General features: G+C 46.2%; 14 protein-coding genes. 9 read left to right on the forward strand and 5 right to left on the reverse strand.

Translation table 11 applies throughout. From position 1 onward, the window contains the following. Window positions 1-36 precede the first annotated feature (36 nt). Entirely contained in the window at window positions 37-1446 is a 1410-nt protein-coding gene (gene ptsG / locus QUF19_RS13525) for a PTS glucose transporter subunit IIBC (RefSeq protein ID WP_286294623.1), read from the forward strand. Between the two features lie 377 nt (window positions 1447-1823). Next, a complete protein-coding gene (locus tag QUF19_RS13530; RefSeq protein ID WP_286294624.1) occupies window positions 1824-2825 on the forward strand; it encodes a substrate-binding domain-containing protein in 1002 nt (333 codons plus the stop codon). Window positions 2826-2964: 139 nt separating this feature from the next. Here QUF19_RS13530 and galM read toward each other — a convergent pair whose 3' ends face one another. The 4 genes from galM to galE form a co-directional block, all read right to left on the reverse strand. After that, on the reverse strand, window positions 2965-4044 hold the full coding sequence (gene galM, locus QUF19_RS13535; RefSeq protein WP_286294625.1) for a galactose-1-epimerase: 1080 nt from the start codon (window positions 4042-4044) through the stop codon (window positions 2965-2967). A gap of 137 nt (window positions 4045-4181) precedes the next feature. Next, window positions 4182-5342, reverse strand: a complete 1161-nt coding sequence (galK, locus tag QUF19_RS13540) for a galactokinase (protein ID WP_286294626.1) — start codon at window positions 5340-5342, stop codon at window positions 4182-4184. A 193-nt stretch (window positions 5343-5535) separates the two neighbouring features. Continuing rightward, window positions 5536-6588, reverse strand: a complete 1053-nt coding sequence (locus QUF19_RS13545) for a UDP-glucose--hexose-1-phosphate uridylyltransferase (RefSeq protein ID WP_286294627.1) — start codon at window positions 6586-6588, stop codon at window positions 5536-5538. A 281-nt stretch (window positions 6589-6869) separates the two neighbouring features. Continuing rightward, window positions 6870-7880 (reverse strand): UDP-glucose 4-epimerase GalE, encoded by a 1011-nt coding sequence (gene galE, locus QUF19_RS13550; protein ID WP_286294628.1) that lies wholly within the window; start codon window positions 7878-7880, stop codon window positions 6870-6872. A 395-nt stretch (window positions 7881-8275) separates the two neighbouring features. On the opposite strand from galE, the gene ebgR reads away from it, so the two are divergent. The 7 genes from ebgR (at window position 8276) to ygjK (ending at window position 20662) form a co-directional block, all read left to right on the forward strand. After that, window positions 8276-9259, forward strand: a complete 984-nt coding sequence (ebgR, locus tag QUF19_RS13555; RefSeq protein WP_286294629.1) for a transcriptional regulator EbgR — start codon at window positions 8276-8278, stop codon at window positions 9257-9259. 324 nt (window positions 9260-9583) lie between these two features. After that, complete coding sequence (gene ebgA / locus QUF19_RS13560) at window positions 9584-12700, forward strand: beta-galactosidase subunit alpha (RefSeq protein WP_286294630.1); 3117 nt, start codon at window positions 9584-9586, stop codon at window positions 12698-12700. 3 nt (window positions 12701-12703) lie between these two features. Next, the gene (locus QUF19_RS13565; protein WP_102437264.1) at window positions 12704-13156 is read left to right on the forward strand and encodes a beta-galactosidase subunit beta; all 453 of its coding nucleotides are present in this window, start codon (window positions 12704-12706) and stop codon (window positions 13154-13156) included. A gap of 168 nt (window positions 13157-13324) precedes the next feature. Further along, window positions 13325-14749 carry an amino acid permease gene (locus tag QUF19_RS13570; protein WP_286294631.1) on the forward strand — a complete coding sequence of 475 codons (1425 nt, stop codon included), beginning with the start codon at window positions 13325-13327 and terminating at the stop codon, window positions 14747-14749. A gap of 598 nt (window positions 14750-15347) precedes the next feature. After that, window positions 15348-16781: an amino acid permease gene (locus QUF19_RS13575; RefSeq protein WP_102437260.1), complete on the forward strand. Its 1434-nt coding sequence runs from the start codon at window positions 15348-15350 to the stop codon at window positions 16779-16781. A 419-nt stretch (window positions 16782-17200) separates the two neighbouring features. Next, window positions 17201-18265 (forward strand): protein YgjJ, encoded by a 1065-nt coding sequence (gene ygjJ, locus QUF19_RS13580; protein WP_286294632.1) that lies wholly within the window; start codon window positions 17201-17203, stop codon window positions 18263-18265. A 15-nt stretch (window positions 18266-18280) separates the two neighbouring features. Beyond that, complete coding sequence (gene ygjK, locus QUF19_RS13585; protein ID WP_286294633.1) at window positions 18281-20662, forward strand: alpha-glucosidase; 2382 nt, start codon at window positions 18281-18283, stop codon at window positions 20660-20662. Between the two features lie 174 nt (window positions 20663-20836). Here ygjK and QUF19_RS13590 read toward each other — a convergent pair whose 3' ends face one another. Beyond that, a complete protein-coding gene (locus QUF19_RS13590) occupies window positions 20837-23977 on the reverse strand; it encodes a beta-galactosidase (protein WP_286294634.1) in 3141 nt (1046 codons plus the stop codon). Window positions 23978-24131 lie beyond the last annotated feature (154 nt).

Consider the following 24131-nt stretch of genomic DNA (forward strand, 5'->3'; position numbering starts at 1 on the left):
GCCCCCAAATTTTATATAACAAATTGGAGTATATGTATGTTTGCTAACTTTTTTGCCAACCTGTCTAAGGTCGGTAAAGCCTTGATGTTGCCCATAGCCTCAATGCCCGCTGCGGGTATTTTGTTGGGTATTGGCTCGGCGCAATTTGGGATTATCCCACCTGTGGTTTCTGAATTAATGGCAGAAGCCGGTGGCGCTGTCTTTGGTAACCTGCCACTGATTTTTGCATTAGGTGTAGCGATTTCATTCACCAACAATGACGGTGTTGGTGCGGTAGCGGCAGGTATCGGTTACTACGTTTTGGTGGCAACACTGAAGGTAATGGCGGGCGTACTGGGTGTTGACCATATTGATACTGGTGTACTCGGCGGCATCATCTCTGGTGCAGTTGGCGCTTATATGTTTAACCGCTTTTACACCATTAAGATGCCAGCCTACTTGGCCTTCTTTGCGGGTAAGCGATTTGTCCCAATCGTGACCTCATTTTCTATGCTGTTCTTGGGTATCGCGATTGCCTTTATCTGGCAGCCGATTGGCGCAGGCATTGATTGGTTTGGCGCTTGGGCAACAGAGCAAAATCCACTGATGGCCTTTTGGGCTTACGGCACCGCTGAACGTGCATTGATTCCATTTGGTTTACACCACGTCATCAACGTGATTATTCAGCTGCAAACGGGCGAATTCATTAATTCTGCTGGCCAAGTATTCCACGGTGAAATCCCACGTTTCTTCGCCGGCGATCCAAATGCAGGCAACCTAGCAGGTGGCTTCCTATTCAAGATGTTCGGCCTTCCTGCCGCAGCCATCGCGATTGGTCGCGCAGCGAAACCTGAGAACCGTACCAAGGTTATGGGCATCATGATTTCTGCAGCATTGACGTCATTTCTTACGGGCATCACAGAGCCAATCGAGTTTGCGTTCATGTTCATCTCACCGTTGCTCTACGTGATTCACGCGATCATTGCCGGCCTTGCTTACCCACTGTGTATTCTACTGGGTGTTAAACACGGCTATAGCTTTAGTGCAGGTTTGATCGACTATGTGACCTTCTTCGGTATCTCAACCAAAGGCTGGATGATCATCCCGCTAGGTCTGGCATACGCGGCACTTTACTACGTTGTATTCACTTGGTTCATCAAGACGTTCGACTTGAAAACGCCAGGTCGCGAAAAGCAAGACAACAGCACCGCCATCAATGATACGAGCTCTGAATTCGCCAGTGAATTAGTAAGCGCGTTTGGTGGTAAGCAGAACATCTTAAGCACTGACGCTTGTATTACGCGCTTAAGAATCCAAATCGTCGAGCAAGACAAAGTCGACGAAGCGAAACTGAAACAGCTCGGCGCTGCAGGTGTGGTAAGAGTCGGCACTGGCGTACAGGCTATTTTCGGTGGCAACAGTGATGTTTACAAAACTCAAATGGTCGACTGGATGAACAATAACTAGTTCAAGACCAGATAGCTCCCCAAGAGCTGAGCCTTAAGCTTTCGCTCTCTAATTCGCGGTCGACGTTGTTGACCGCGATTTTCGCTGTTTCAGATGTATTCGCTGTTTCAGATGCATTAGCGGTTAATCTGTCATTAATTAAACTGTAATTGGTTTAGCTGTATTAACTGTTTAGCCGTTAAAAAAACCTCACAATCTAACAACTTCCCCCATTCCTACCCGCCCAATCAAGACAACGTTTACACTTCACATATTATCAATAAATTCATACAGTAAGCGAACTGAAATGAAATATAAAAAAGACACCAATTGCACTTATTACACAATGGGTGTTTAATACTTCAGTTAACATTTTTTTAGCCCAAGAAAGGTCCCTAATGGCAACAATCAAGGATGTCGCAAAAGAATCAGGCGTATCAGTCGCTACCGTATCTCGCGTGATCAACAAGTCTCCGAAGGCAAGCGCAAGCTCGATTGAATCCGTAACCAAAGCGATGGTTAAACTGGGTTACCGCCCGAATGCGAATGCTCGTGCGCTAGTCAGCCAAAGTACCAACACAGTCGGTGTCTTGGTCGGCGATATCTCCGATCCTTTCTTTGGCACGCTAGTAAAAGCGGTTGATAACGTTGCGCGAGAAAATGGTAAACATATCCTTGTCGGCAATGGCTCTCACGATCGTGAAGAAGAGAGACAAGCCATTGAATTACTGATCAATAGTCGCTGTGATGCCTTGGTGATCCATTCAAAGGGATTAACCGATGAAGAGCTCATAGCCTACGCAAAAGAAGTAAAGGGCCTTGTGTTAATCAATCGCTATATTGCCGAAATTGCTGAGCGTTGTATTTTCTTAGATAACAAGAAAGGCGCGTACCTTGCCACTGAATATCTGATTCGTCACGGCCATAAAAACATCGCCTGCATCGCCTCTTCTCACAGCATTGAAGATGCCGATGAGCGCGTGCAAGGCTACCTAGCGGCATTAAACGATTACAAGATCGAGTTATCTGAAAGCTATATCGAATATTCGGCGCCGACCAGTGATGGTGGTGAGTACGCGATGACCAACCTATTAACCAAGTCTCTGCCGATCACTGGCCTTGTCGCTTACAACGATTACATGGCAGCAGGCGCGCTCTCAGTGCTTGATGAGAATGGAATTCAAGCGCCAGACAAAGTTTCTATTGTTGGCTTTGATGACGGCTTAATTGCTCGTTATGTTCATCCTAAGCTGACTACGATCCGTTACCCGATTCAAATGATGGCAGAAAAAGCGACTCGCTTAGCGCTTGTCCTAGCGAAAGGTGAAGGCGTGTCATCAGAGCCGATGATGTTCTCTCCGACTCTGGTTCGTAGAAACTCGGTTGAGAAAGTCGTCTAGCCGTTAGCATTAAATACAGAAAACAAAAAAAAGCCCTAACAGAAGTGATTCTGTCAGGGCTTTCTTACCTTACTCTCCCCAACAATAATTCCCTTTGTTAGGCGCCAATTTGGCATAAACCATTTTGAGCTAGAGCGGACTAGTTTGAATAATCCCCCGAAAATTCAAACTGATAACAGGTTCGGTAGCGGTATTCTTGTTCAGGCCTAAGAATACAACTGCCCTGTTTCCACTCTGGATGGTTAGGTGAGTCGGGTAAGAACTGGGTTTCCAATGCAATTCCTGCGTAGTCTTCGTAGCTGCCACCGTTTCGATTAGGTGTTCCGCCCAACCAATTACCGGTATACAGCTGCATTGCTGGCTTGGTTGAAAAGACTTTCAGATTGACAAGTGCATCAGGCGAAGTCACTGTAGCCGCACATTGATCGCGTTTACAGCCTTCCGCTAAAAGAAAAGAATGATCATAACCTTTGGCCGCTTTTTGCTGTTCATCACCCAGTAAGCGTTCAGAGATCATCATCGGTTGGTTGAAATCAAAGCTGGTTGATTTCACCGATTTCAAATTACCTAATGGGATACCCACCTTATTCGTCGGTAGGTATTGCGAGGCATTGATGCTGACAATATGAGACAAACAGTCGTGATCACTGTTTGCACCAAGTAAATTAAAATAAGCGTGGTTAGTTAGGTTCACGACCGTTGCTTTGTCGGTTGTCGCAAAGTACTCGATAGACACTCGGTTGTCTTCGGTTAGCTCGTAACTCACAGACACATTCAGCAACCCAGGGAAGCCTTGGTCACCATCAGCAGACACTAAACTATAAACAACCGACATAGGTGTTTGAGCGGTTAGCTGCCAGCGGCGTTTATCAAAGCCATCAGAGCCACCGTGTAAAGTATTACCAGCTTGATTCGCATCGAGTTTATAACCCGTGCCATCAATTTTAAAACGACCATTAGCAATGCGGTTGGCATAACGCCCGACCGTCGCACCTAGATAACTGGCTTGTTTCTGAAAGTTTTCCATTGAATCGACACCCAACAGAACTTCTCGTTGGTTTCCCTTTACTGGCAGGATACAACTCAACCAAGTCGCGCCAATATCCATGAAAGTTACTTGCATGCCATGCTTGTTGGACAAGGTAACTAACTGAGCAGGTTGACCATCGTAGGCTGCCGTTTGTGTCATGGATTGATGCAAGTTCTGCTCTGATGTCATTCTAAATTCCTTCCTAGTGCCAACAAAAAGCCTCTACATTTAAGTAAAGGCTTTACCTTTTGGCCTACCATGATCTTTTTACTTGGTAAGCTCTATCTTTCAAGCATGAAATCTCGAAACGCTAAATATTGAAACAGTTAGATTACTTCAATTAGGCCAGCGCCGTCTTTCGCTTGGCACACATAAATCGATTCTTTTAGGCCAGTCGCTGCTTGGTATTTCTGTTCTACCGTTGTTTTAATTTCATCCACTAAAGCAGGCGGAACCAATGCCACGATGCAACCACCAAAACCACCGCCCGTCATGCGCACGCCACCTTGGTCACCAATCACGTCTTTGACCATATCAACCAGAGTGTCGACTTCTTTGACTGTGATTTCAAAATCGTCTCGCATTGAAGCATGAGATTCAGCCATCAACTCGCCCATACGCTTCATATCATGAGTGCGCAGAGCTTGAGCCGCTTCAACCGTACGGTCATTTTCTGTAATCACGTGACGAGCGCGCTTAGCGACCATCTCATCAAGTTCAGACTCTTTGGCATTGAACTGTTCAATCGTCACATCACGCAAGGCTGGAACACCAAAGATGCGTGCAGCTTCTTCACATTGTTCACGACGCGTGTTGTATTCACTGTCGACCAAACCACGTTTCTTGTTTGAATTGATGATAACCACCGCCATGTCTTCAGGCATTGAAACCGCTTGAGTCTCTAGGCTACGACAATCCAACAGCATCGCATGGTTTGCACGACCTTCAGCTGAGATCATTTGATCCATGATGCCGCAGTTACAACCAACGAATTCGTTTTCCGCTTGTTGACCATTCAGAGCAACTTCAGCTTGGCTGATCTCTAGGTTATACAACACCTTAAATGTCTGACCGATGACAACTTCTAATGCCGCAGAAGAACTTAAACCGGCACCTTGAGGCACGTTGCCCGTTACCGAGATGTCTGCACCTTTAAACTCAAAGCCACGACCCATTAGGCACTTCACAACACCACGAATGTAGTTCGCCCACATCTTGTCCTGTTGGAATGTGATCTCTTGAGTGATATCGAATTCGTCTACTGCATTGTCATAGTCAACAGACACAACACGAACGATGTTGTCGTCACGCTTCGCTGCTGCAACAACCGTTTGGTAGTTAATGGCACACGGTAGAACAAAACCATCGTTGTAGTCAGTGTGCTCGCCAATCAGGTTCACACGACCCGGAGCTTGCACGATGTGAGTCGCTTGATAACCAAGGACTTGCTCAAAAGATGCTTTCACGTTTTGGATTAGATCAGACATAAGTAAACTCTCTGCTTAAACTCTTTAATCAATTGGTTATGGCCCCTTTACGGCACCACTTTAATTCTTTTAGATTACCAACTCCTTTGTTCCTCACTCTCGGGATTGACGCTAAACGTTTCAATGAAACTGTCATTCCAGAATCGAGGAACGAGATATCAGGAATCTCGCTCGTTATCTACGAAGCAACGTATTACTGCTCTTTGTAATGAACGTCACTCAAATCACGAAGACGTTGCGCGGCTTGTTCTGCGGTTAAATCACGTTGAGATTCAGCCAACATTTCGTAGCCCACCATGAACTTACGAACCGATGCGCTACGCAGTAGCGGCGGGTAGAACAAAGCGTGCAGCTGCCAATGATCGATGTCGGTGCCTTCTTCGAAGAACGGCGCATAGTGCCAACCCATCGAGTACGGGAATGAACACTGGAACAAGTTGTCGTAACGGCTAGTCAGCTTCTTGATTGCCAGCGCCAAGTCATCACGCTGCTCGTCCGTCAATTCACTCATGCGGCGGATGTGCGTTTTTGGTAGCAACATGGTTTCGAATGGCCACGCCGCCCAGTAAGGCACTACAGCAATCCAATGTTCAGTTTCAACCACAGTGCGAGAGCCGTCTTTCATTTCAGCTTCAACGTAATCGACTAACAGGTTCGAACTTTGCTGGTCGAAGTACTCTTTCAGTAGCTTTTCTTTACGTTCAATCTCGTTTGGCAGAAAGCTGTTCGCCCAAATTTGACCGTGTGGGTGAGGCTGAGAACAGCCCATGGTCTCGCCTTTGTTCTCGAAGGCTTGCACCCATAGGTAATCTTTACCCAGCTCTTCAATCTGTTCATTCCAGGTATCGATAACACCACGAATCTTATTTACCGGGAGCTCCGGCAGCGTTTTGCTATGGTCCGGAGAGAAACAGATAACACGGCTCAACCCGCGAACACCTTGAGTCTTGAATAGAGGGTTTTCAGACTCTGGAGCGTCAGGTGAATCAGGCATCAACGCCGCGAAATCATTACTGAATACATAAGTGCCGTCGTAATCTGGGTTTTCGTCACCCGAGATACGTGTGTTAGTTGGGCACAAGAAACACTCTTTCTCATACGCTGGAAGCTGCGCAGTCGATGGCTTTTCATCTTGGCCACTCCACGGACGTTTTGCGCGGTGCGGTGATACCAAGATCCACTGACCCGTTAATGGGTTATAACGACGGTGCGGGTGGTCTACTGGGTTAAATTCAACTTTTGACATGTTTAGATTGCTCTCAAATTTTGTGTCTTGGTCAATTCACCAAGATGAATAATTCTTCTACAAGGAGATTCCCTATCACGCTCGTGCCTCGCTGTAGGGAATGACGTGTAATCTCGTTGTGCTATTTGTGCTAAGGCAACCGCTTCATAGCCTTATGCTCATCCGTCATTCCAGAATAGAGGGACGAGATATCTGGAATCTCGCTTTTCTCATCTCTTATCTCTGCTTTCCCAAAGAAATCGGAGATGCAGCCAACAACGCTGTGGCTTCAATTACACAGGCTAGTAACCGTTCGGGTTATTCGACTGCCAGTTCCACGTATCTGCCGTCATTTCCATCACGCTGCGTGTCGCTTTCCAGCCTAGCTCGCGTTCCGCTTTTTCTGTGCTTGCCCAACATTCGGCAATGTCGCCAGCGCGGCGCGGACACAGTTCGTAAGGAACAGGCTTACCCGATGCTTGTGCAAAGGCTTCTACCATCTCAAGTACACTTGAACCCTTGCCAGTACCTAGGTTGTAAATATGCAGGCCAGCTTTCTCACCCACGGCTTTTAACGCAGCGACATGGCCGTCAGCCAAATCCATTACGTGGATATAGTCACGAACGCCCGTACCATCAACGGTTGGGTAATCGTTTCCAAAGATAGAAAGTTTGTCTCTGCGGCCTACTGCTACTTGAGCAATAAACGGCATTAGGTTGTTTGGGATACCTTGTGGATCTTCGCCCATGGTGCCTGATGGGTGTGCGCCAACAGGGTTGAAGTAGCGCAGTAACGTCACGCTCCAGTCGTTTTCAGCGTTGAACAAATCGCTCAAACACTCTTCCACCATATATTTGCTGCGGCCATAAGGGTTGGTCGTGTCACCGGTTGGTGAGCTTTCGGTAATTGGTACAATCTCAGGGTCGCCGTAAACCGTTGCTGAAGAGCTAAATACGATGCTTTTCACGCCTGCTTTTTTCATGCTACGCGCCAATACCAGTGAGCCATTGACGTTGTTATCGTAGTATTCCAGAGGTTTAGCGACCGATTCCCCTACCGCTTTAAGGCCAGCAAAGTGAATCACGGCTTGAATGTCGGTTTCTGAAAATACTTTATCTAGAAAAGATTCATCACGAATGTCACCAAGGTAGAAAGTTGGTCGCTGTCCGGTTAACGATTCAATTCGTTCCAGTACCAGCTCTTTACTGTTGCAAAGGTTATCGACAATGATTGGTTCCATGCCTGCCTGTATCATTTGAATGCATGTATGACTTCCGATGTAACCCATGCCGCCCGTAACCAGTACTTTCACAATCAACCTCTCTTTGTTGTCATTCTTGGCATCATTCGAACCGATACTCGGTGGATTGGCGCCGTGTTATAGAAATAGTAGCAGTCATTTTGGCTACAATTCTGTGATCAAAACCACGAAGTGTAAACGTTTACACTAACTTTCACAGAGCATAGAGACCAACACATAGAAATAACCAATGGGCATTTACATCTAATTCATTGAATTTTAATAAGATAATTATAGATAGTTGAATTTGCGATATAGGGTGGGAGTTAAGGATTTATTTTACTAAAAGTTAATGCAATGACGTCCAGTTTGATTACAATAGGTCAGTAGAATAAAGAGGTGCATTGCATTTTTTACTAAAGATGTATTTTCCAAGCAACGCAATGTTCCAATAACAGGAAGTGAGTATGGCAACGTTAAAAGATATCGCGACTGAAGCAAATGTTTCATTGGCTACAGTTTCACGGGTTCTCAATGAAGATCCTACATTAAGCGTCAAGGAAGAGACCAAAAGGCGTATCTTTGAAATTGCCGAGAAGCTGGAATACAAAACCAGCAGCTCACGAAAAACCGTTAGCAGTAAAAAACAAAATCACCACTTCCTTGCCTTGTATAACTACAAGCAAGAAGCCGAGGTTAACGACCCTTACTACCTATCGATTCGCCATGGCATTGAAACTCAATGCGAAAAAATGGAAGTTGGCCTAACCAATTGTTATGAAAGCAAAATACAGGTTAACTCTAGCAATATTACTGGTGTTTTATTAGTCGGTAGAATGACAAAGGAAGTTATCGAGCAAGCAAAAAAGCTGACCGATAATATTTGCTACGTCGACTTTACGGATCACTCAGAACCTTATGATTCTGTCGATATCGACCTTGCTCGTATCAGCAAAGAGATCACCAACTTCTTCATTAACCAAGGTTATCAACGCATTGGTTTCATTGGTGGACAAGACGACATCAATACTTCAGACATTCGTGAAGTGGCTTTTGCTGAATACGGTGGCCTTAAGAACGTCGTCAGTGAACAAGATATCTATCGCGGTGACTTCTCTAGCTCGTCGGGCTACGACCTAGCGAAGAAAATGCTAGAAAGCGAGAACTACCCGAAAGCCATGTTTATTGCATCAGATTCCATCGCTATTGGCGTTTTACGAGCGATTCATGAGCACGGATTGCGCATTCCTGAAGACATTGCGCTGATCAGTGTAAATGACATCCCAACCGCTAAGTTTACCTTCCCGTCTTTATCAACGGTTCGTATCCATTCTGAACTGATGGGAATTCAAGGTGTTAACCTGCTGATAGAGAAAGCGCGCGACGGAAGAACCATCCCACTTAGAGTCTATGTCCCAAGTAAACTCAAGCTGCGTGACACTACAAAATAATCATATAAATCAAATATATAAAATAAGGTCACCTTTATTGAAGGTGGCCTTTTTTATGTCTTTCATATACGCCTACATACGCATATATCCCTTCTCAAATACTCACCTAAATCACCAAATGGCATTCTTTTAAGTGGATCACACACCACTGTAAAAAGCCCACAAAAAACGTGATGGAGTTAAAGTAAAACGTTTTCACTAATTTCATTTAGTAAAACTTTTACTAATAATTACCTCAGTCCAAAAATACTCGTATTCACTACGACCCAATTACGCATAAGAACGTCGGTCAGCAAATTGCATCTAGGCCGAGAGAGAGGCAACGTGAACAACTGGGAAAACTTCCTGAACTTACATGAGAACCGTATGGCACCGCGTGCATACTTCTTCTCATACGCATCAGAAAAGAATGCAAAAACGTTTCAGCGTGAACTTAGCAGCCACTTCCAACTATTGAGTGGCCAATGGAATTTCAGCTATTTCACCAATCCACTATTGGTTCCTGAAGAGTTCTACTCTCAAGAAATGAAAGACTGGGGCCACATTACGGTTCCAAACATGTGGCAAATGGAAGGCCACGGCGATCTTCAATACACAGATGAAGGTTTCCCATTCCCAATTGATGTGCCTTTCGTCCCATCAGACAACCCAACGGGCGCATACCAACGCTCTTTCTTCCTTGGCGAAAGCTGGGATGAGAAACAAACCATCATCAAATTTGATGGCGTAGAGACATACTTCGAAGTTTACTTAAACGGTGAGTACGTAGGTTTCAGCAAAGGCAGCCGCCTAACCGCTGAGTTCGATATATCTAGCCACGTAAAAGCAGGCAACAACCTGCTTTCTATTCGTGTGATGCAGTGGGCCGACTCAACCTACATTGAAGACCAAGACATGTGGTGGACGGGCGGTATCTTCCGTGACGTTTACCTTGTGGGCAAAGAGCAACTGCACGTTCAAGATGTAACGGTTCGAACTGACTTCGACGACGCTTACCAAAGCGCTACCCTTTCGTGCAACGTTGCCCTAGAAAACCTAGCAGCAGCGACAAACGCAACCCTTGAGTACGCATTGCTTGATGGCAGCCAAGTTATCTCGCAAGGCTCAGTAGATAACCTAGCCGTTCCTAATAGATTGACTGACGGCAATGCGAATACTCAATTCTCTATTGATGTGGTTAACCCAGTTCAATGGAACGCTGAAAACCCTTACTTATACCAACTGTTGCTTACGCTGAAAGACTCTGACGGCAAGGTGCTGGAAGTGATTCCACAACGCGTTGGTTTCCGTGATATTAAAGTTCGTGATGGTCTGTTCTACATCAACAACAAATACGTGATGCTGCACGGCGTGAACCGCCACGACAACGACCACCTAAAAGGTCGTGCTGTTGGCATGGATCGCGTAGAGAAAGACTTGGTACTGATGAAGCAACACAACATCAACTCAGTACGTACCGCGCACTACCCGAACGACCCACGCTTCTACGAACTGTGTGACATCTACGGTCTATTCGTGATGGGTGAAACCGATGTCGAAACACACGGTTTTGCTAACGTTGGCGACCTAAGCCGCATCACTAACGATGCAGCATGGGAAGCGGTGTTTGTTGAGCGTATCGAACGTCACATTCACGCTCAAAAGAACCACCCTTCTATCATCATGTGGTCGCTGGGTAACGAGTCAGGCTACGGCTGCAACATCCGTTCTATGTACGACGCAGCAAAAGCGATTGATGACACGCGTTTGGTTCACTATGAAGAAGACCGTGATGCTGAAGTGGTCGACATCATTTCAACCATGTACTCACGTGCTCAACTGATGAATGCCTTCGGCGAATTCCCACATGAAAAACCACGCATCATCTGTGAATACGCACACGCAATGGGTAACGGCCCGGGCGGTTTAACCGAATACCAAAACGTGTTCTATAAGCACGATGCGATTCAAGGTCACTATGTTTGGGAATGGTGTGACCACGGCATTCTAGCGCGTGATGAAGCAGGTACAGAGTTCTACAAGTACGGCGGTGACTACGGTGACTACCCGAACAACTACAACTTCTGCATGGACGGTTTGATCTACCCAGACCAAACACCAGGTCCAGGCTTGAAAGAGTACAAACAAGTAATTGCTCCAGTGAAGCTTCGCGATTTCGATGCACAAACGGGCACCTTCACCGTTGATAACAAACTGTGGTTCTCAAACATTGATGACTACACCATCACTGCGGAAATCCGCGCTGAGGGTGAGACCATTGCTGTAGAGCACATCAAAGTGGAAGAACTGGCTGAAAACTCTAGCCGCGAACTGACACTTAACTTGCCACAGCTTGATGAGCGCGAAGTGTTTGTGAACTTTACTGTTCGCAAAGATTCTCGCACGCCTTACAGCGAAGCGAACCACGACATCGCGGTTTACCAATTCCAAGTGAAAGAGAACACAGCACAGCTAGAAGCTTTCACCAACAACAATGCGACAGCACTGAATGTTGAAGAATCTCGCCTCGCTTACCTAATCAAAGGCCACAACTTTGCACTGAACTTCTCGAAAGTGAACGGCAAGCTGACGTCATGGTTAGTGAACGGTGAAGAACTGATTAAGTCAGAGCCAAAGCTGAACTTCTTCAAGCCAATGATCGATAACCATAAGCAAGAGCACGATGGTTACTGGGAGCCTGCACACCTACAGATCATGCAAGAGCACTTCCGCACGCTAAACGTTGAGCAAGTTAACGGCAAGGTAGAGATCACCACCACCAGCATCGTTGCTCCACCAGTATTTGATTTCGGCATGCGTTGTGAGTATCGCTACCAAATCAGTGCTGAAGGTCAACTGAACGTTGAGCTAAGTGGCGAACGTTACGGTGATTACCCTCACGTGATTCCAGTAATTGGTTTCGACATGGGCATTAACGGTGACTTCGACCAAGTTCAATACTACGGCCGCGGTCCTGAAGAGAACTACCAAGACAGCAAGCAAGCCAACATGATTGATGTTTACCAATCAACGGTGGCTGACATGTTCGAGAACTACCCGTTCCCACAAAACAACGGCAACCGCCAACACGTTCGTTGGGCTGCGCTTTCAAGCCGCGCGGGTAATGGTATTGCAGTAAAACCACAGCAAGAAATCAACTTCAGCGCATGGTTCTACACCAACCAAAACCTGCACCAAGCACAACACACCATTGAGCTAGAGAAGAGCGGTTACATCACCCTCAACCTAGACCACCAAGTGATGGGCTTAGGCTCGAACTCTTGGGGCAGTGAAGTGCTCGACTCTTACCGAGTTTACATGGACGAGTTCCGCTATGGCTTAACTCTGATTCCATTCCAAGCAGGCGATTGCGATGCGCAACACCTAATCAGTCACAACTTTGGCGATGAGTTTTTTACGGCGAATACACCGAAAGCTCAACCACAAAAGAACGAGGCATAAGCGATGATCGTTTTAGAGAACTTAGAACAATTTAAAGTCGTTTACCGCGACGGTCGTAAATGGCAACGCTGTGTAGAAGCGATTGAAAACATCGGCAACATCAAAGATGGCGTGATGTATTCAATTGGTGACTCACTGGCTTACATGATTGAAGACGGCGTGGCTCGTAACACAGAAAACTTTACAGGAAACCGTCGTTACTTCGACGTGCATTACTACCTAGAAGGTCGTGAAACCGTCGAGTTCGCAGCCAAATCAGAGCTAGAGCAAATCCAAGCTTACAGCGATGAAACCGACCGTGAACACCTAATAGGTAACGGTGAAACTCGTGAGTTAGTTGAAGGCCAAGTAGCGATATTTGATAACAGCAAAGCTTACCGCTTCCACGGTGATCATCGCGTTCGCAAAGTGGTGCTAAAAGTGACCATTGAAGACGGTTACTTCCTTAATAAATAAGCTACTGAAGCCAAACAGCCGAAAGCAGCAACAACAAGATCTATTCACAGTGTGTACCGAGCCTTGCCGTTCAAGGCTCAGTCACACTGCATAACGCCTTTACGCTTCTTCCCTACAAGGAAGCTTAAAGAAATAACGACTATAATTACGTGACCCTTGGAGGACACTATGTCTGAATCTGTACGCGGTAAGTTAGGTAAATTTGCCTTGCTCTCCATGACATTTGCAGCGGTATTTAACGTTCGCAACATTGTAAATAACAACATCGAATTGGGATTGAGTTCAGCCCCTATCTTTTTGCTTGCGACTCTTATTTACTTCATTCCATTCGTATTCATTATTGCTGAATTCGTATCAGCAAATAAAAATTCTGAGTCAGGCATGTATGACTGGCTTAAACAACCTTTGGGATCAAAAGCCGCCTACTTAGGTTCATTCCTCTATTGGTTCGTTAACCTATTCTGGTTTGTATCACTGCTACCTAACGTTATCGCATACGCGTCTTACGCAATGCTTGGCTACGAGTACGCCTTCTCTCCTATTGTGACATCGGCAATCTCAATTGGTCTATTTGCGGCGGCAACGCACATCTCTACTAAAGGCGCGAGCTGGTTAGGTAAGATTGCAGAGATCGTGGCATACGGCGTATTTGCACTGTTCGCGGTTTACGTTATCGGCGCCATGATGGCACTCGGTGGTAACCATGAACCTGTAGAGCCAATCACGCTTGAAGCAATGACGCCAACCATCAACTGGGCAACGTTAGGCATCATGTGTTGGATCTTCCAAGCAGCCGGTGGTGCAGAAACTGCAGCCGCTTACCTAAACGATGTTAAAGGTGGCCATAAGTCTTTCATCAAGGTGATCATCAGCGCGGGTATCGCTATCGGTATCATGTATGCAGTCGGTTCTCTATTAGTGAACGTGTTCGTTGCTCGTGATGAACTTACTTATGCTGGCGGCATGGTTGAAATCTTCACAGGTATGGCGAACTACTTCGACATTTCACAATCTCTGACAGGTCGCTTCGTCGGTATCATCCTATTCGTTGCAATGTTCGGTTCGATGATGATGTGGACAGCAGCGCCAGTAAAAATTCACTTCTCTGAAATCCCTAAAGGTGTTTACGGTGAGAAAACGACTGAGCTTAACGAACACGGCGTGCCAGTACGTGCAGCATGGTGGCAGTTTGCGTTCGTATTCCTAATGCTAGTGATTAATGGCTTCGGTTCTGAGTCTGTACAAGACATGATGAACACAGCGATTAACCTAACAGCAGGTACGGCAATGTTACCGCCTATCTTCATCATGGTGGCGTACTTTGTATTCCGCTTGAAGCATGACGATACGCCACGTGACTTCCGCATGGGTACTCGTGTTCAAGGTATGAGTGTTGTATCTGTCCTTATCGGTATCTTCGTTGTGAGCATGACGGCATCGGCATTCCCAACGGGTGTTGATCTAATGCAAGCGTTCTTCGTCAACGTATTTATGACGGCAGTGTTCTCAGCTATCGCTTGGTGGTGGATCTCTCGCTTTGAAAAGAAGCAAGCAGGTAAAGACGCAAAGCTAGAAGCTGCTAAGCAATCGTAGGTTCAAAGCTTCGCTAGATGATGAATCTATAAAAATCGTACAAATCAATAAGCGCCTTCGTGGCGCTTTTTTTTGTTTTAAATCAGACAATTAAAACCTCGCTTTCAAAAAATAAAAACGCCATTCCGTCAAGGGTTCACTTCACGAAAAACGTTAGTTAATTCGCAATAAAACCCGAACAAAAATCAAGGTAAAACATTAACTAAAATTATTTACTCAATGTCACATATTCGATCAATTTAGATTAACTTCCCGCCGCTTAATCTTTAATCTTCTTGCTGAAGAGACAAACAAATTCATAGAACAAAAAACGACATAAAGCCCTACAAGCCTGCTACATCGTCGTACATGAGAAAGCCAGTCTCTTCGATGAATGCCTTAGTGTTGTGTTTGTAATCCCAGTAATAAATTTACTGAAACCAACAAGCTCAACGCCAAGAAATTCGTTCGTAAATCAATACAAAAATAATAAATGAGCCAAGCCTGACTTCATAAAGCGGGTGTTTGCCAAACCAACATAACAATAAAAACACGGCCTAGATTTCCCTCTCTAGGACCTAGTAATAACGATCATCAACGTGATTCACCGGAGAACATCATGTCCGATAATAAACGCAGTACGATAGGCAAGTTTGCCCTACTGTCTATGACCTTCGCGGCGGTATACAGCTTCAATAACATCATAAACAACAACATCGAGATCGGCCTTTCCTCAGCTCCGATGTTCTTTTTAGCCACCATCTTTTACTTTGTGCCATTTTGTTTGATCGTGGCTGAGTTCGTATCATTGAATAAAGACTCTGAGGCGGGTGTTTATTCTTGGGTTAAAAGCTCTCTAGGCGGTCGCTGGGCGTTTATTTCAGCTTACACCTATTGGTTTGTTAACCTCTTCTTCTTCACATCTCTACTGCCTAGAATCATCGCTTATGCGTCGTATGCTTTCTTAGGCTTCGAGTACATATTTACGCCGATAACCACGGCGATCTTGAGCACGATTCTATTTGCGGTTGCGACGCACATTTCAAACAACGGTGCGAAGCTACTTGGCCCAATCACCTCCCTAACCTCGTCGCTCATGCTATTGCTGACTCTGTCTTACATCCTGCTTTCTGGTGGCGCACTGATCGGTGGTATCGAGCCAGCTGACCCAATCACCATTGAAGCGATGACACCAAGCTTTAACTGGGCATTCCTTGGGGTAATCACTTGGATCTTCATGGCGGCAGGCGGTGCTGAATCGGTTGCGGTTTACGTCAACGACATCAAAGGCGGACACAAGTCTTTCGTTAAAGTGATCATCATTGCCGGTATCTTTATCGGTGCGCTTTACTCAGTTGGATCTGTGCTTGCGAACGTGTTCGTTGCTCGTGAAGAGTTGAAGTTTACTGGCGGTTCGGTGCAGGTATTCGAAGGACTAGCAAGACACTTTGGATTGTCTGAAATTCTAATGAATCGCTTTGTTGGCGTGGTTTCATTCACTGCGATGCTGGGTTCCCTGCTGATGTGGACTGCGACTCCGGTTAAGATTTTCTTCTCTGAAATCCCTAAAGGTATTTTCGGTGAGAAAACGGTCGCACTCAACAAACAAGGCGTGCCAGAGCGTGCGGCTTGGGTTCAGTTCTTCATCGTTATTCCACTGATGTTCATCCCAACATTAGCGTCTGACACCGTACAAGATCTGATGAGCACCATCATTAACATGACCGCTGCAGCCTCTATGTTGCCGCCATTGTTCATCATGATCGCTTACTTGCACCTGCGTGTGAAACTCGACCATCTGCCACGAGATTTCCGCATGGGTTCACGCCGAGTGGGTATCACAGCGGTGTCGATTCTTATCGCTATCTTTACAGTGGGGTTCTTTGCATCGACCTTCCCGACTGGCGCAGACATCATGACCATCATCTTCTACAACGTGGGCGGAATAGTGATCTTCCTTGGCTACGCGTGGTGGAAGTACGGTCAATACGAGAAAAGCTTATCTCCAGAAGAGAAGAAACTAGAAGCAAAACCGGAAGCGGCGAACGCCTAGTGTTCTCTTTACCTTGGTTTTAACCTTGACTTTGGCTTTAATCTTGATTTGAACTCTCTTAGGCACTCACTATTTGGCGAGTGCCTTTTTATTCGCTTCCCTTTTTTCTTATCGCAGCTCCCCACATCCTATTTATCGAGCTATTCCTTTCATTAGAATTAGATTCACAACACCGATACATCCCTCGCCTGATATTTGTTTATAAGTTCAACTAAAACCCAAAATAAATCACAAGTAAACATTTACTAAAAACAGATCACACTTTTAGGTTTATTTAATTTTAAACACAAAAATAATCATTAATATTGGTTTTGCGATCGTAAGTGACCTGACCATATACGCCTTGAAGAGCACCCCATATTAGAAGTCAGAACTGCTTACGAAGCTTCATTTATAACCCCGACACAGAAGTGAACAAAATGAAAAGTAGTTTTACTAAAAAGACTCTTATTACAAGCTGTATTCTTGCTGCCCTTACGGCGAATGCGCACGCTGATGAAACCGCGGCTAACCACGGCGACACTCAGCCCCCTAAAACAGAATCTGAAACGCTGTTTAACTTTTACGGTGAGCTTGGCCTTGGTGGTCATGTGGCACTCGAAGGTGATGATAAGGGTCGCTACGCAGACGGCACTTACATTGAAGCAGGTTTAGCTATCGAGCATGGTAATTGGTTTGGTCTTGCTTACATGGAAGGCTGGACAGTACAGGCCGATGACGAAGGTAATGCTTGGGCGACAGGCCACGGCTGGGGCGGCTTCGAAGGTGGTTTTAACCGCTTTTACGCTGGCTACCGCACCGACGCAAAAACAGAATTTATTGTCGGTCGTATGGACTCGTCACTGGATGACGTTCAATGGTGGGGTGACCCAACAGTCGAGTACGGCTACGCAATCTCAAACACGCGTGACGTACACGTCGGTGTGAAGATTCAAAACCTAGAAGGCAAACTTCGCTACAGCGTTTCATTCGCGCCTGAATCTGACTTCTCTGAAGACGATGCCCTACTTCACTTCGGCAAGTACGATAACTTTGCAGACCAATGGAAAGACAAGAATGCCATGGTCAACGGTTACCTCCAATACGACCTCACTGACGACCTAACCCTAATGGGTGGTGGTGAAGTACGTAATAACGATGGCGGTGAGCTTCTACTATTAGGTGCTGAATACAAAAACTTTGCCACTCGTGTTTGGCACGATACCGACAAAGGCAACCAAGAGTCTTTCGGTAGCGAATCAGGTATTCAAACTAGTGCATGGTACGAAGCCGCACAAGGCGTTTACCTATCAGCAGCCTACAACTACGCAAACTTTGACGGTGACAATGGCGACAAAGAGATCACCTCTTACATCAATGCCGGCGTTTGGTACGAATACGGAAACGGCGCATTTGCTACTGCGTTCGACAGCCGCTTTGGCGTAGGCAGCGACACTGAAATCGGCGACGCGCAAGTGTTCGCAATGCAATACTTCTACTGGTAATAACAGGAACTCATCATGAAACTGAATAAATCATTCGCAGCTCTCGCTATCGGCGCAGCACTTGTTGTTACTGGCTGTACATCAAACTCAAGCTCTGACACAGAGCAACTGCAAGCAAACGAATTTAAGAACGTTATCGACCGCACTGGCTCACCAGAATACATGCGTGACTACGACTTCGATGACCACCAGCGCTTCAACCCATTCTTTGACTTAGGTGCATGGCACGGTCACTTGCTGCCAGACACAGCTGAAGGCATGGGCGGTTTCCCAGGAACGGCACTGCTTACTGAAGAATACATCAACTTCATGGCTGATAACTTTGACCGCCTAAGCGTGTTCAAAGATGGCAAAAAAGTCGTATTCACCATGGAAGCTTACAGCCTACCGGGCGCACTGGTTCAGACACTAAAATCTGACGATGTAACGGTAGAAATGACGATGCGTTTTGCTTCAAACCGTACCTCTCTGCTAGAAACCAAAATCACTACCGACTCTCCTGTTGAATTGGTGTGGGATGGTGAACTGCTAGAAAAGACCCATGCGAAAGAAGGCGTGGCACAAACCGACAAAACAATCGCTGAAACTTACCCTGAGTATGACCGTCAAATCGTCGCAACCGACGATGGCCTGAAGGTCACCTTTGGTAAAGTGCGTTCAACGTGGGATCTGCTGACTTCAGGTGAGTCTGAGTACCAAGTTCACAAATCGATTTCAACGCAAACTACAGTGAATGGCCTAACGTTTACTTCAACGGCAAACATTGAAGAATCGACCACCATTTACACCACTTACTCGCACGTTCTAACGGCAGAAGAAGCACAAGCTGAACAGACTGAAATCAAAAAGATCATGGAAAACCCAACCGATTTCTTAGCAGCATCTGCAGAGCGTTGGGAAGGCTATCTTGAGATGGGTTTAACCAACCCGAACGCAACACCAGAACAAGAGCGTGTTGCAGTTAAAGCGATGGAAACCCTAAACGGTAACTGGCGTGGCGCTGCAGGTGCGATGGAGTTTGACTCAGTGACACCATCAGTGACCGCACGTTGGTTCTCAGGTAACCAAACTTGGCCGTGGGACACATGGAAGCAAGCTTACGCAATGGCTCACTTCAACCCAGACGTAGCGAAAGACAACATCCGCGCGATGTTCGCTTACCAAATTCAGGCTGACGACGCTGTTCGCCCTTGGGATGAAGGCTACGTGCCCGATCTATTGGCTTACAACCTAAGTCCAGAACGTGGCGGCGACGGTGGCAACTGGAATGAACGTAATACCAAACCAAGCTTAGCTGCATGGGCGGTAATGGAAGTCTACAAGACCACCAGCGACGAAGCTTGGCTTGAAGAGATGTATCCAAAACTAGTGGCATACCATGATTGGTGGTTACGCAACCGTGATAACAACGGCAACGGTGTACCTGAATATGGCGCTGCTCGCGACAAAGCACACAACACACCTGAAGGCGAAATGTACTTCACTGTGGTTCGTGGTGATAAGCATGAAACCGTCGTAGGCCAAGCAGCACTCGATAAAGTCGTGGCTGAAGGTAACTACGATTACATCGAAAGCCCAGCTCAAACGGCAGCGTCTTGGGAATCAGGTCGTGACGATGCAGCCGCATTTGGTTTCATCGATAAAGATCAGTTAGACGCGTATGTCGCGAACGGCGGTAAGCGCAGCGATTGGGATGTTGAGTTCGCTCAAAACCGCGCTGAAGATGGCACGTTGTTGGGCTACTCATTGCTGCAAGAGTCTGTCGACCAAGCAAGCTACATGTACAGCGATAACAAGTACCTAGCAGAAATGGCTGACATTCTTGGTAAAGATGCAGAAGCGAAAGAATTCCGTGAAAAAGCGGAGCACCTATCGAACTACATCAACACCTGTATGTTCGACGAAGGCACTAACTTCTTCTACGACATTCGCATTGAAGACAAACCATTAGCCAACGGCTGTGCAGGTAAACCGATTGTAGAACGTGGCAAAGGCCCTGAAGGTTGGTCACCACTGTTCAATGGTGCAGCAACACAAGAACACGCTGATGCAGTCGTAACGGTGATGAAAGATACGGAAGAGTTCAACACCTACGTTCCACTAGGCACTGCGGCGCTGTCTAGCCCAGCATTTGGCCCAGATATTTACTGGCGTGGACGTGTATGGGTAGACCAGTTCTACTTCGGCCTAAAAGGCATGGACAGCTACGGTTACCGTGACGATGCGATTGAAATGGCAGGCGCATTCTTCGACCACGCCGATGGCTTGGTGCAAGACGGCCCTATCCGTGAGAACTACAACCCACTGACTGGTGAACAACAAGGTGCACCAAACTTCTCTTGGAGTGCTGCTCACCTATACATGCTTTACAACGATTTCTTTACTGACGCAGAATAAATCGAACCTATACCTGTCTTCTGGAATTCAATGAAAAGATAACCTCATAAATTTCAGGCTTTGGCACTCAGTATCTCGCTGAGTGCCTTTTTTATACCTGAAGCTAAATAAGCGAACAAACAAACAGTTAGACTATTTGGCCTACCATGATCCTTTTACTCTATTCGCTGCACGTTAGCCTATATCACCACAATGAAAACGCACCTGATAATGGTAACGCTCTTCCAATAATTTGAATTCATCATGTACGCTTGGCGTCCAAGAATCATCCCCACCAACTCCCATGTGAAAACCATCGATGTACACAAACAATTGCTCTTGCTCAACTAAATCACAGGTGTGCTTCGCCTGCTGCAATTGCTGTTGTCCAAATCGACTGACAGAAAAGTGGAAGTTTCCTTTCAGTTCAAATCCACCAATCTTAGCCTCACGAACATCACAGCGTAAGCCGCTGTCTGAAGGGAAAATATAAGGAGTGTGCATTTGATTTATACTCTGCTGATGTGAGCCAACGTGTGCTGACATCTTTCTATCGGGATAATTTTCATGGGGTCCGCGACCGAACCAACTCACGCCATCGGGGATGTTTTTCAATGTGAATGTGAACCCCACTCGAGGTAAAGACGGTAAGCCTTTCGCCGCTTGCACATCCACATCTAACTTGACCTCACCATCAGCAAATAATTGGTATTGCCAAGTCGACAACAAACGAACCTGCCCTTCAACTAAGTGAGCAATTCTGGCCGTCACCGAGACTGAGTTTTGCTGAGTGAAGTGGGAAAATTCAATACATTCAGGGGTAAGCGAATCGAGCCCCATTGCCTGCCAGCGTGCTATCCATGAATTGGGATCCACTCGGTTTGCTTCACTGACACCGATGTCGTTATCGAGAGGTGCTCGATAGAAGTTATCTTTGAGACCACTGACTAACTGTTCAACACCCTTCACTTGCCAACGGTCTAAAGCCCCCGTTAGCACATCAAACTCAACTTGATAATCATCGCCTATCACAGACAATCGGTCCTCCGTTTCACTGACTTTCGGAGGGTAAATCGAGATATTCGCATCAAGTACAAGTTGCGATAAGGTGGGTAAGCTCAGTTGTTCAATGGCCGTTACATGTCCTTTATCAGCCCACCGCGTCGCGGTATTCAGCACCACTTCTAGGTTTAAGTAATTAAGGCTATTTGGTTGGCAAACAACGTTGGCTCCATCAAGCTCAAGCAACACGCTCGATTGCGACTTCACAAGTAATTCGACGCTTCCATTACTCTGAATAACGCCATTTTGCGTGATGTTCCAATTAAGCGTTTCGATAAGCTCGGCATCAAACAAATACTCACTGGTAATCTCGATCACCAATGGTGATGCAGAAACCAACTTGAACTGATAAAACTGCTGCGCTTTTTTAACTTCATGTAAGGTTGGATGAACCGTTCTATCAGGGAAAACCAATCCATTAATACAGAATTGGCGGTCGTTAATCTCATCGCCGAAATCACCGCCATACCCCCAGTATTTCTGTCCGTTCGAGTCGGTTTTGGTTATCCCCTGATCGACCCAATCCCAGATAAAGCCACCTTGCAGCTTAGGATTGTCTCTGAACGCTTGCCAGTATTTATCGAAGCTACCAAGGCTATTTCCCATCGCATGTGCATATTCACACAAGATCAACGGACGCTGCTCGTTAGGCAGAGCAATGGATTTACGAATACCCACTCTAGGAGTGACTTCAGGCTGGCTCTCGACCACAGGCAGATCCCAATCAACACGTGCGTACATCGGGCACAAGATATCAGTCGCTGCGGTATCTGCACCGCCGCCTTCATACTGAACCGGTCGGGTTGGATCGGCTTGTTTCACCCATTGATACATCGCATGATGATTACGCCCGATACCTGACTCATTACCTAACGACCAAATGATCACGCTGGCGTGGTTTTTATCGCGCTCAACCAGTCGAGTCATACGGCGCATATAAGCATTTAACCATGACGCATCATTTGAGAGTCGGCACATAGGAAACTGGCCATGAGTTTCAACATTGGCTTCGTCAACCAAATACAAACCGTATTCATCACACAACTCATACCACAACGGATGATTGGGATAGTGAGCCGTTCTTACTGCATTGAAGTTGTTCTGTTTCAGTAATTTGATGTCTTGAATCATGCCTTCACGTGTCATGGTATGACCCAGTTCAGGATGATGTTCATGTCGGTTAACACCACGGATCAACAGAGGTTTACCGTTAACCTTCAGTAAGCCACTGCTTATCTCAACGGTTCTAAAACCGACATCGTAAGCCTCACAATCTATAAGCTCATCTTGTTGATTGAGTAACGACACCACACAGCGATATAAGTAAGGTGACTCAGCACTCCACTTATTCGGATTGACGACTGAAATACTGTGTTCAGCGATTTCAGACCAAGGCCCTTTCTCATCCACCACTCGCTCACCCAAGACAACAGTTTGAGATTCAGAGATGAGTTGCCCCTGCGCATCAAACAGTTCGACTTTAACCCGGTTTATTTGTTGATCTTGGTTAGCTTGATTATCTTGAGCTGATGGATTTGGTTTCGATATTTGTGTCGAAACCTTCAAACACGCATCTCGATAACAAGCGTCCAGTTGAGTTTCAACCCGCACATCTTCAATGGCGACTTTAGGTTTTCTTAATAAGGTGACGTCGCGGAAGATACCACTCAGCCACCACATATCCTGATCTTCAAGATAAGAGCCATCTGACCAACGCAGCACCATCACCGCTAAGGTGTTGTCTCCCGCCTGTAGGTAATCAGACACATCAAATTCAGCAGGTAAACGGCTATCTTGCGAATACCCAACCCACTTGCCGTTACACCACAAGTGGAACGCTGAGTTAACGCCATCAAAGGTGAGTCGATGAGTGTCTAATAACGCGTGCTCTGTGCAATTAAAACGCGTGCGATACAGCCCTGTTGGATTGTCGGTTGGCACAAAAGGCGGTTTGTCATCGAACGGGTATTTCACATTGGTGTATATCGGTTTATCAAAACCCTGCATCTGCCAATTGCTTGGTACTTCGATCTTCTCCCACAATGAATCATCGAAATTTTCAGACACCGACTCCTCAGTCACAAACTCAGGCGCATCGAACAATTGAAATTTCCATTCACCATTAAGGGAAACTTTACGTGGTGAATTTTTGGTGAGCGCTTGTACGAGTGAGGTGTAAGCATTAAGAGGAGCGTGAGCCTCAATGACATTGTGGTGAGTTATATGTTGGTTTTCCCATTCACGGGCAGAGATGACTTGAGAGAAAGTTCTCATGGAGTGTTCCTTACGATAAACCGTTCAAAGTGAATCATTGCAAGTAATACTTAGTGCAGAGTGCTTAAACCGCGCTTGGGACGCGACAAACGCCGACGAAATAACACTAGCAATGACAAACTTAGAAAAAGTAGAAGCCGCAGCGAGAACCGCT

The organism is Vibrio sp. FE10 (assembly GCF_030297155.1).
Lineage (GTDB): Bacteria > Pseudomonadota > Gammaproteobacteria > Enterobacterales > Vibrionaceae > Vibrio > Vibrio apostichopi.

Coding starts and splice junctions, on each gene's coding strand:
- QUF19_RS13575 (WP_102437260.1), top strand. CDS start 15,348: ATGTCCGATAATAAACGCAGTACGATAGGCAAGTTTGCCCTACTGTCT.
- galK (WP_286294626.1), bottom strand. CDS start 5,342: ATGTCTGATCTAATCCAAAACGTGAAAGCATCTTTTGAGCAAGTCCTT.
- ptsG (WP_286294623.1), top strand. CDS start 37: ATGTTTGCTAACTTTTTTGCCAACCTGTCTAAGGTCGGTAAAGCCTTG.
- QUF19_RS13570 (WP_286294631.1), top strand. CDS start 13,325: ATGTCTGAATCTGTACGCGGTAAGTTAGGTAAATTTGCCTTGCTCTCC.
- QUF19_RS13530 (WP_286294624.1), top strand. CDS start 1,824: ATGGCAACAATCAAGGATGTCGCAAAAGAATCAGGCGTATCAGTCGCT.
- galM (WP_286294625.1), bottom strand. CDS start 4,044: ATGACATCAGAGCAGAACTTGCATCAATCCATGACACAAACGGCAGCC.
- ygjJ (WP_286294632.1), top strand. CDS start 17,201: ATGAAAAGTAGTTTTACTAAAAAGACTCTTATTACAAGCTGTATTCTT.
- ebgR (WP_286294629.1), top strand. CDS start 8,276: ATGGCAACGTTAAAAGATATCGCGACTGAAGCAAATGTTTCATTGGCT.
- QUF19_RS13590 (WP_286294634.1), bottom strand. CDS start 23,977: ATGAGAACTTTCTCTCAAGTCATCTCTGCCCGTGAATGGGAAAACCAA.
- ygjK (WP_286294633.1), top strand. CDS start 18,281: ATGAAACTGAATAAATCATTCGCAGCTCTCGCTATCGGCGCAGCACTT.
- QUF19_RS13565 (WP_102437264.1), top strand. CDS start 12,704: ATGATCGTTTTAGAGAACTTAGAACAATTTAAAGTCGTTTACCGCGAC.
- QUF19_RS13545 (WP_286294627.1), bottom strand. CDS start 6,588: ATGTCAAAAGTTGAATTTAACCCAGTAGACCACCCGCACCGTCGTTAT.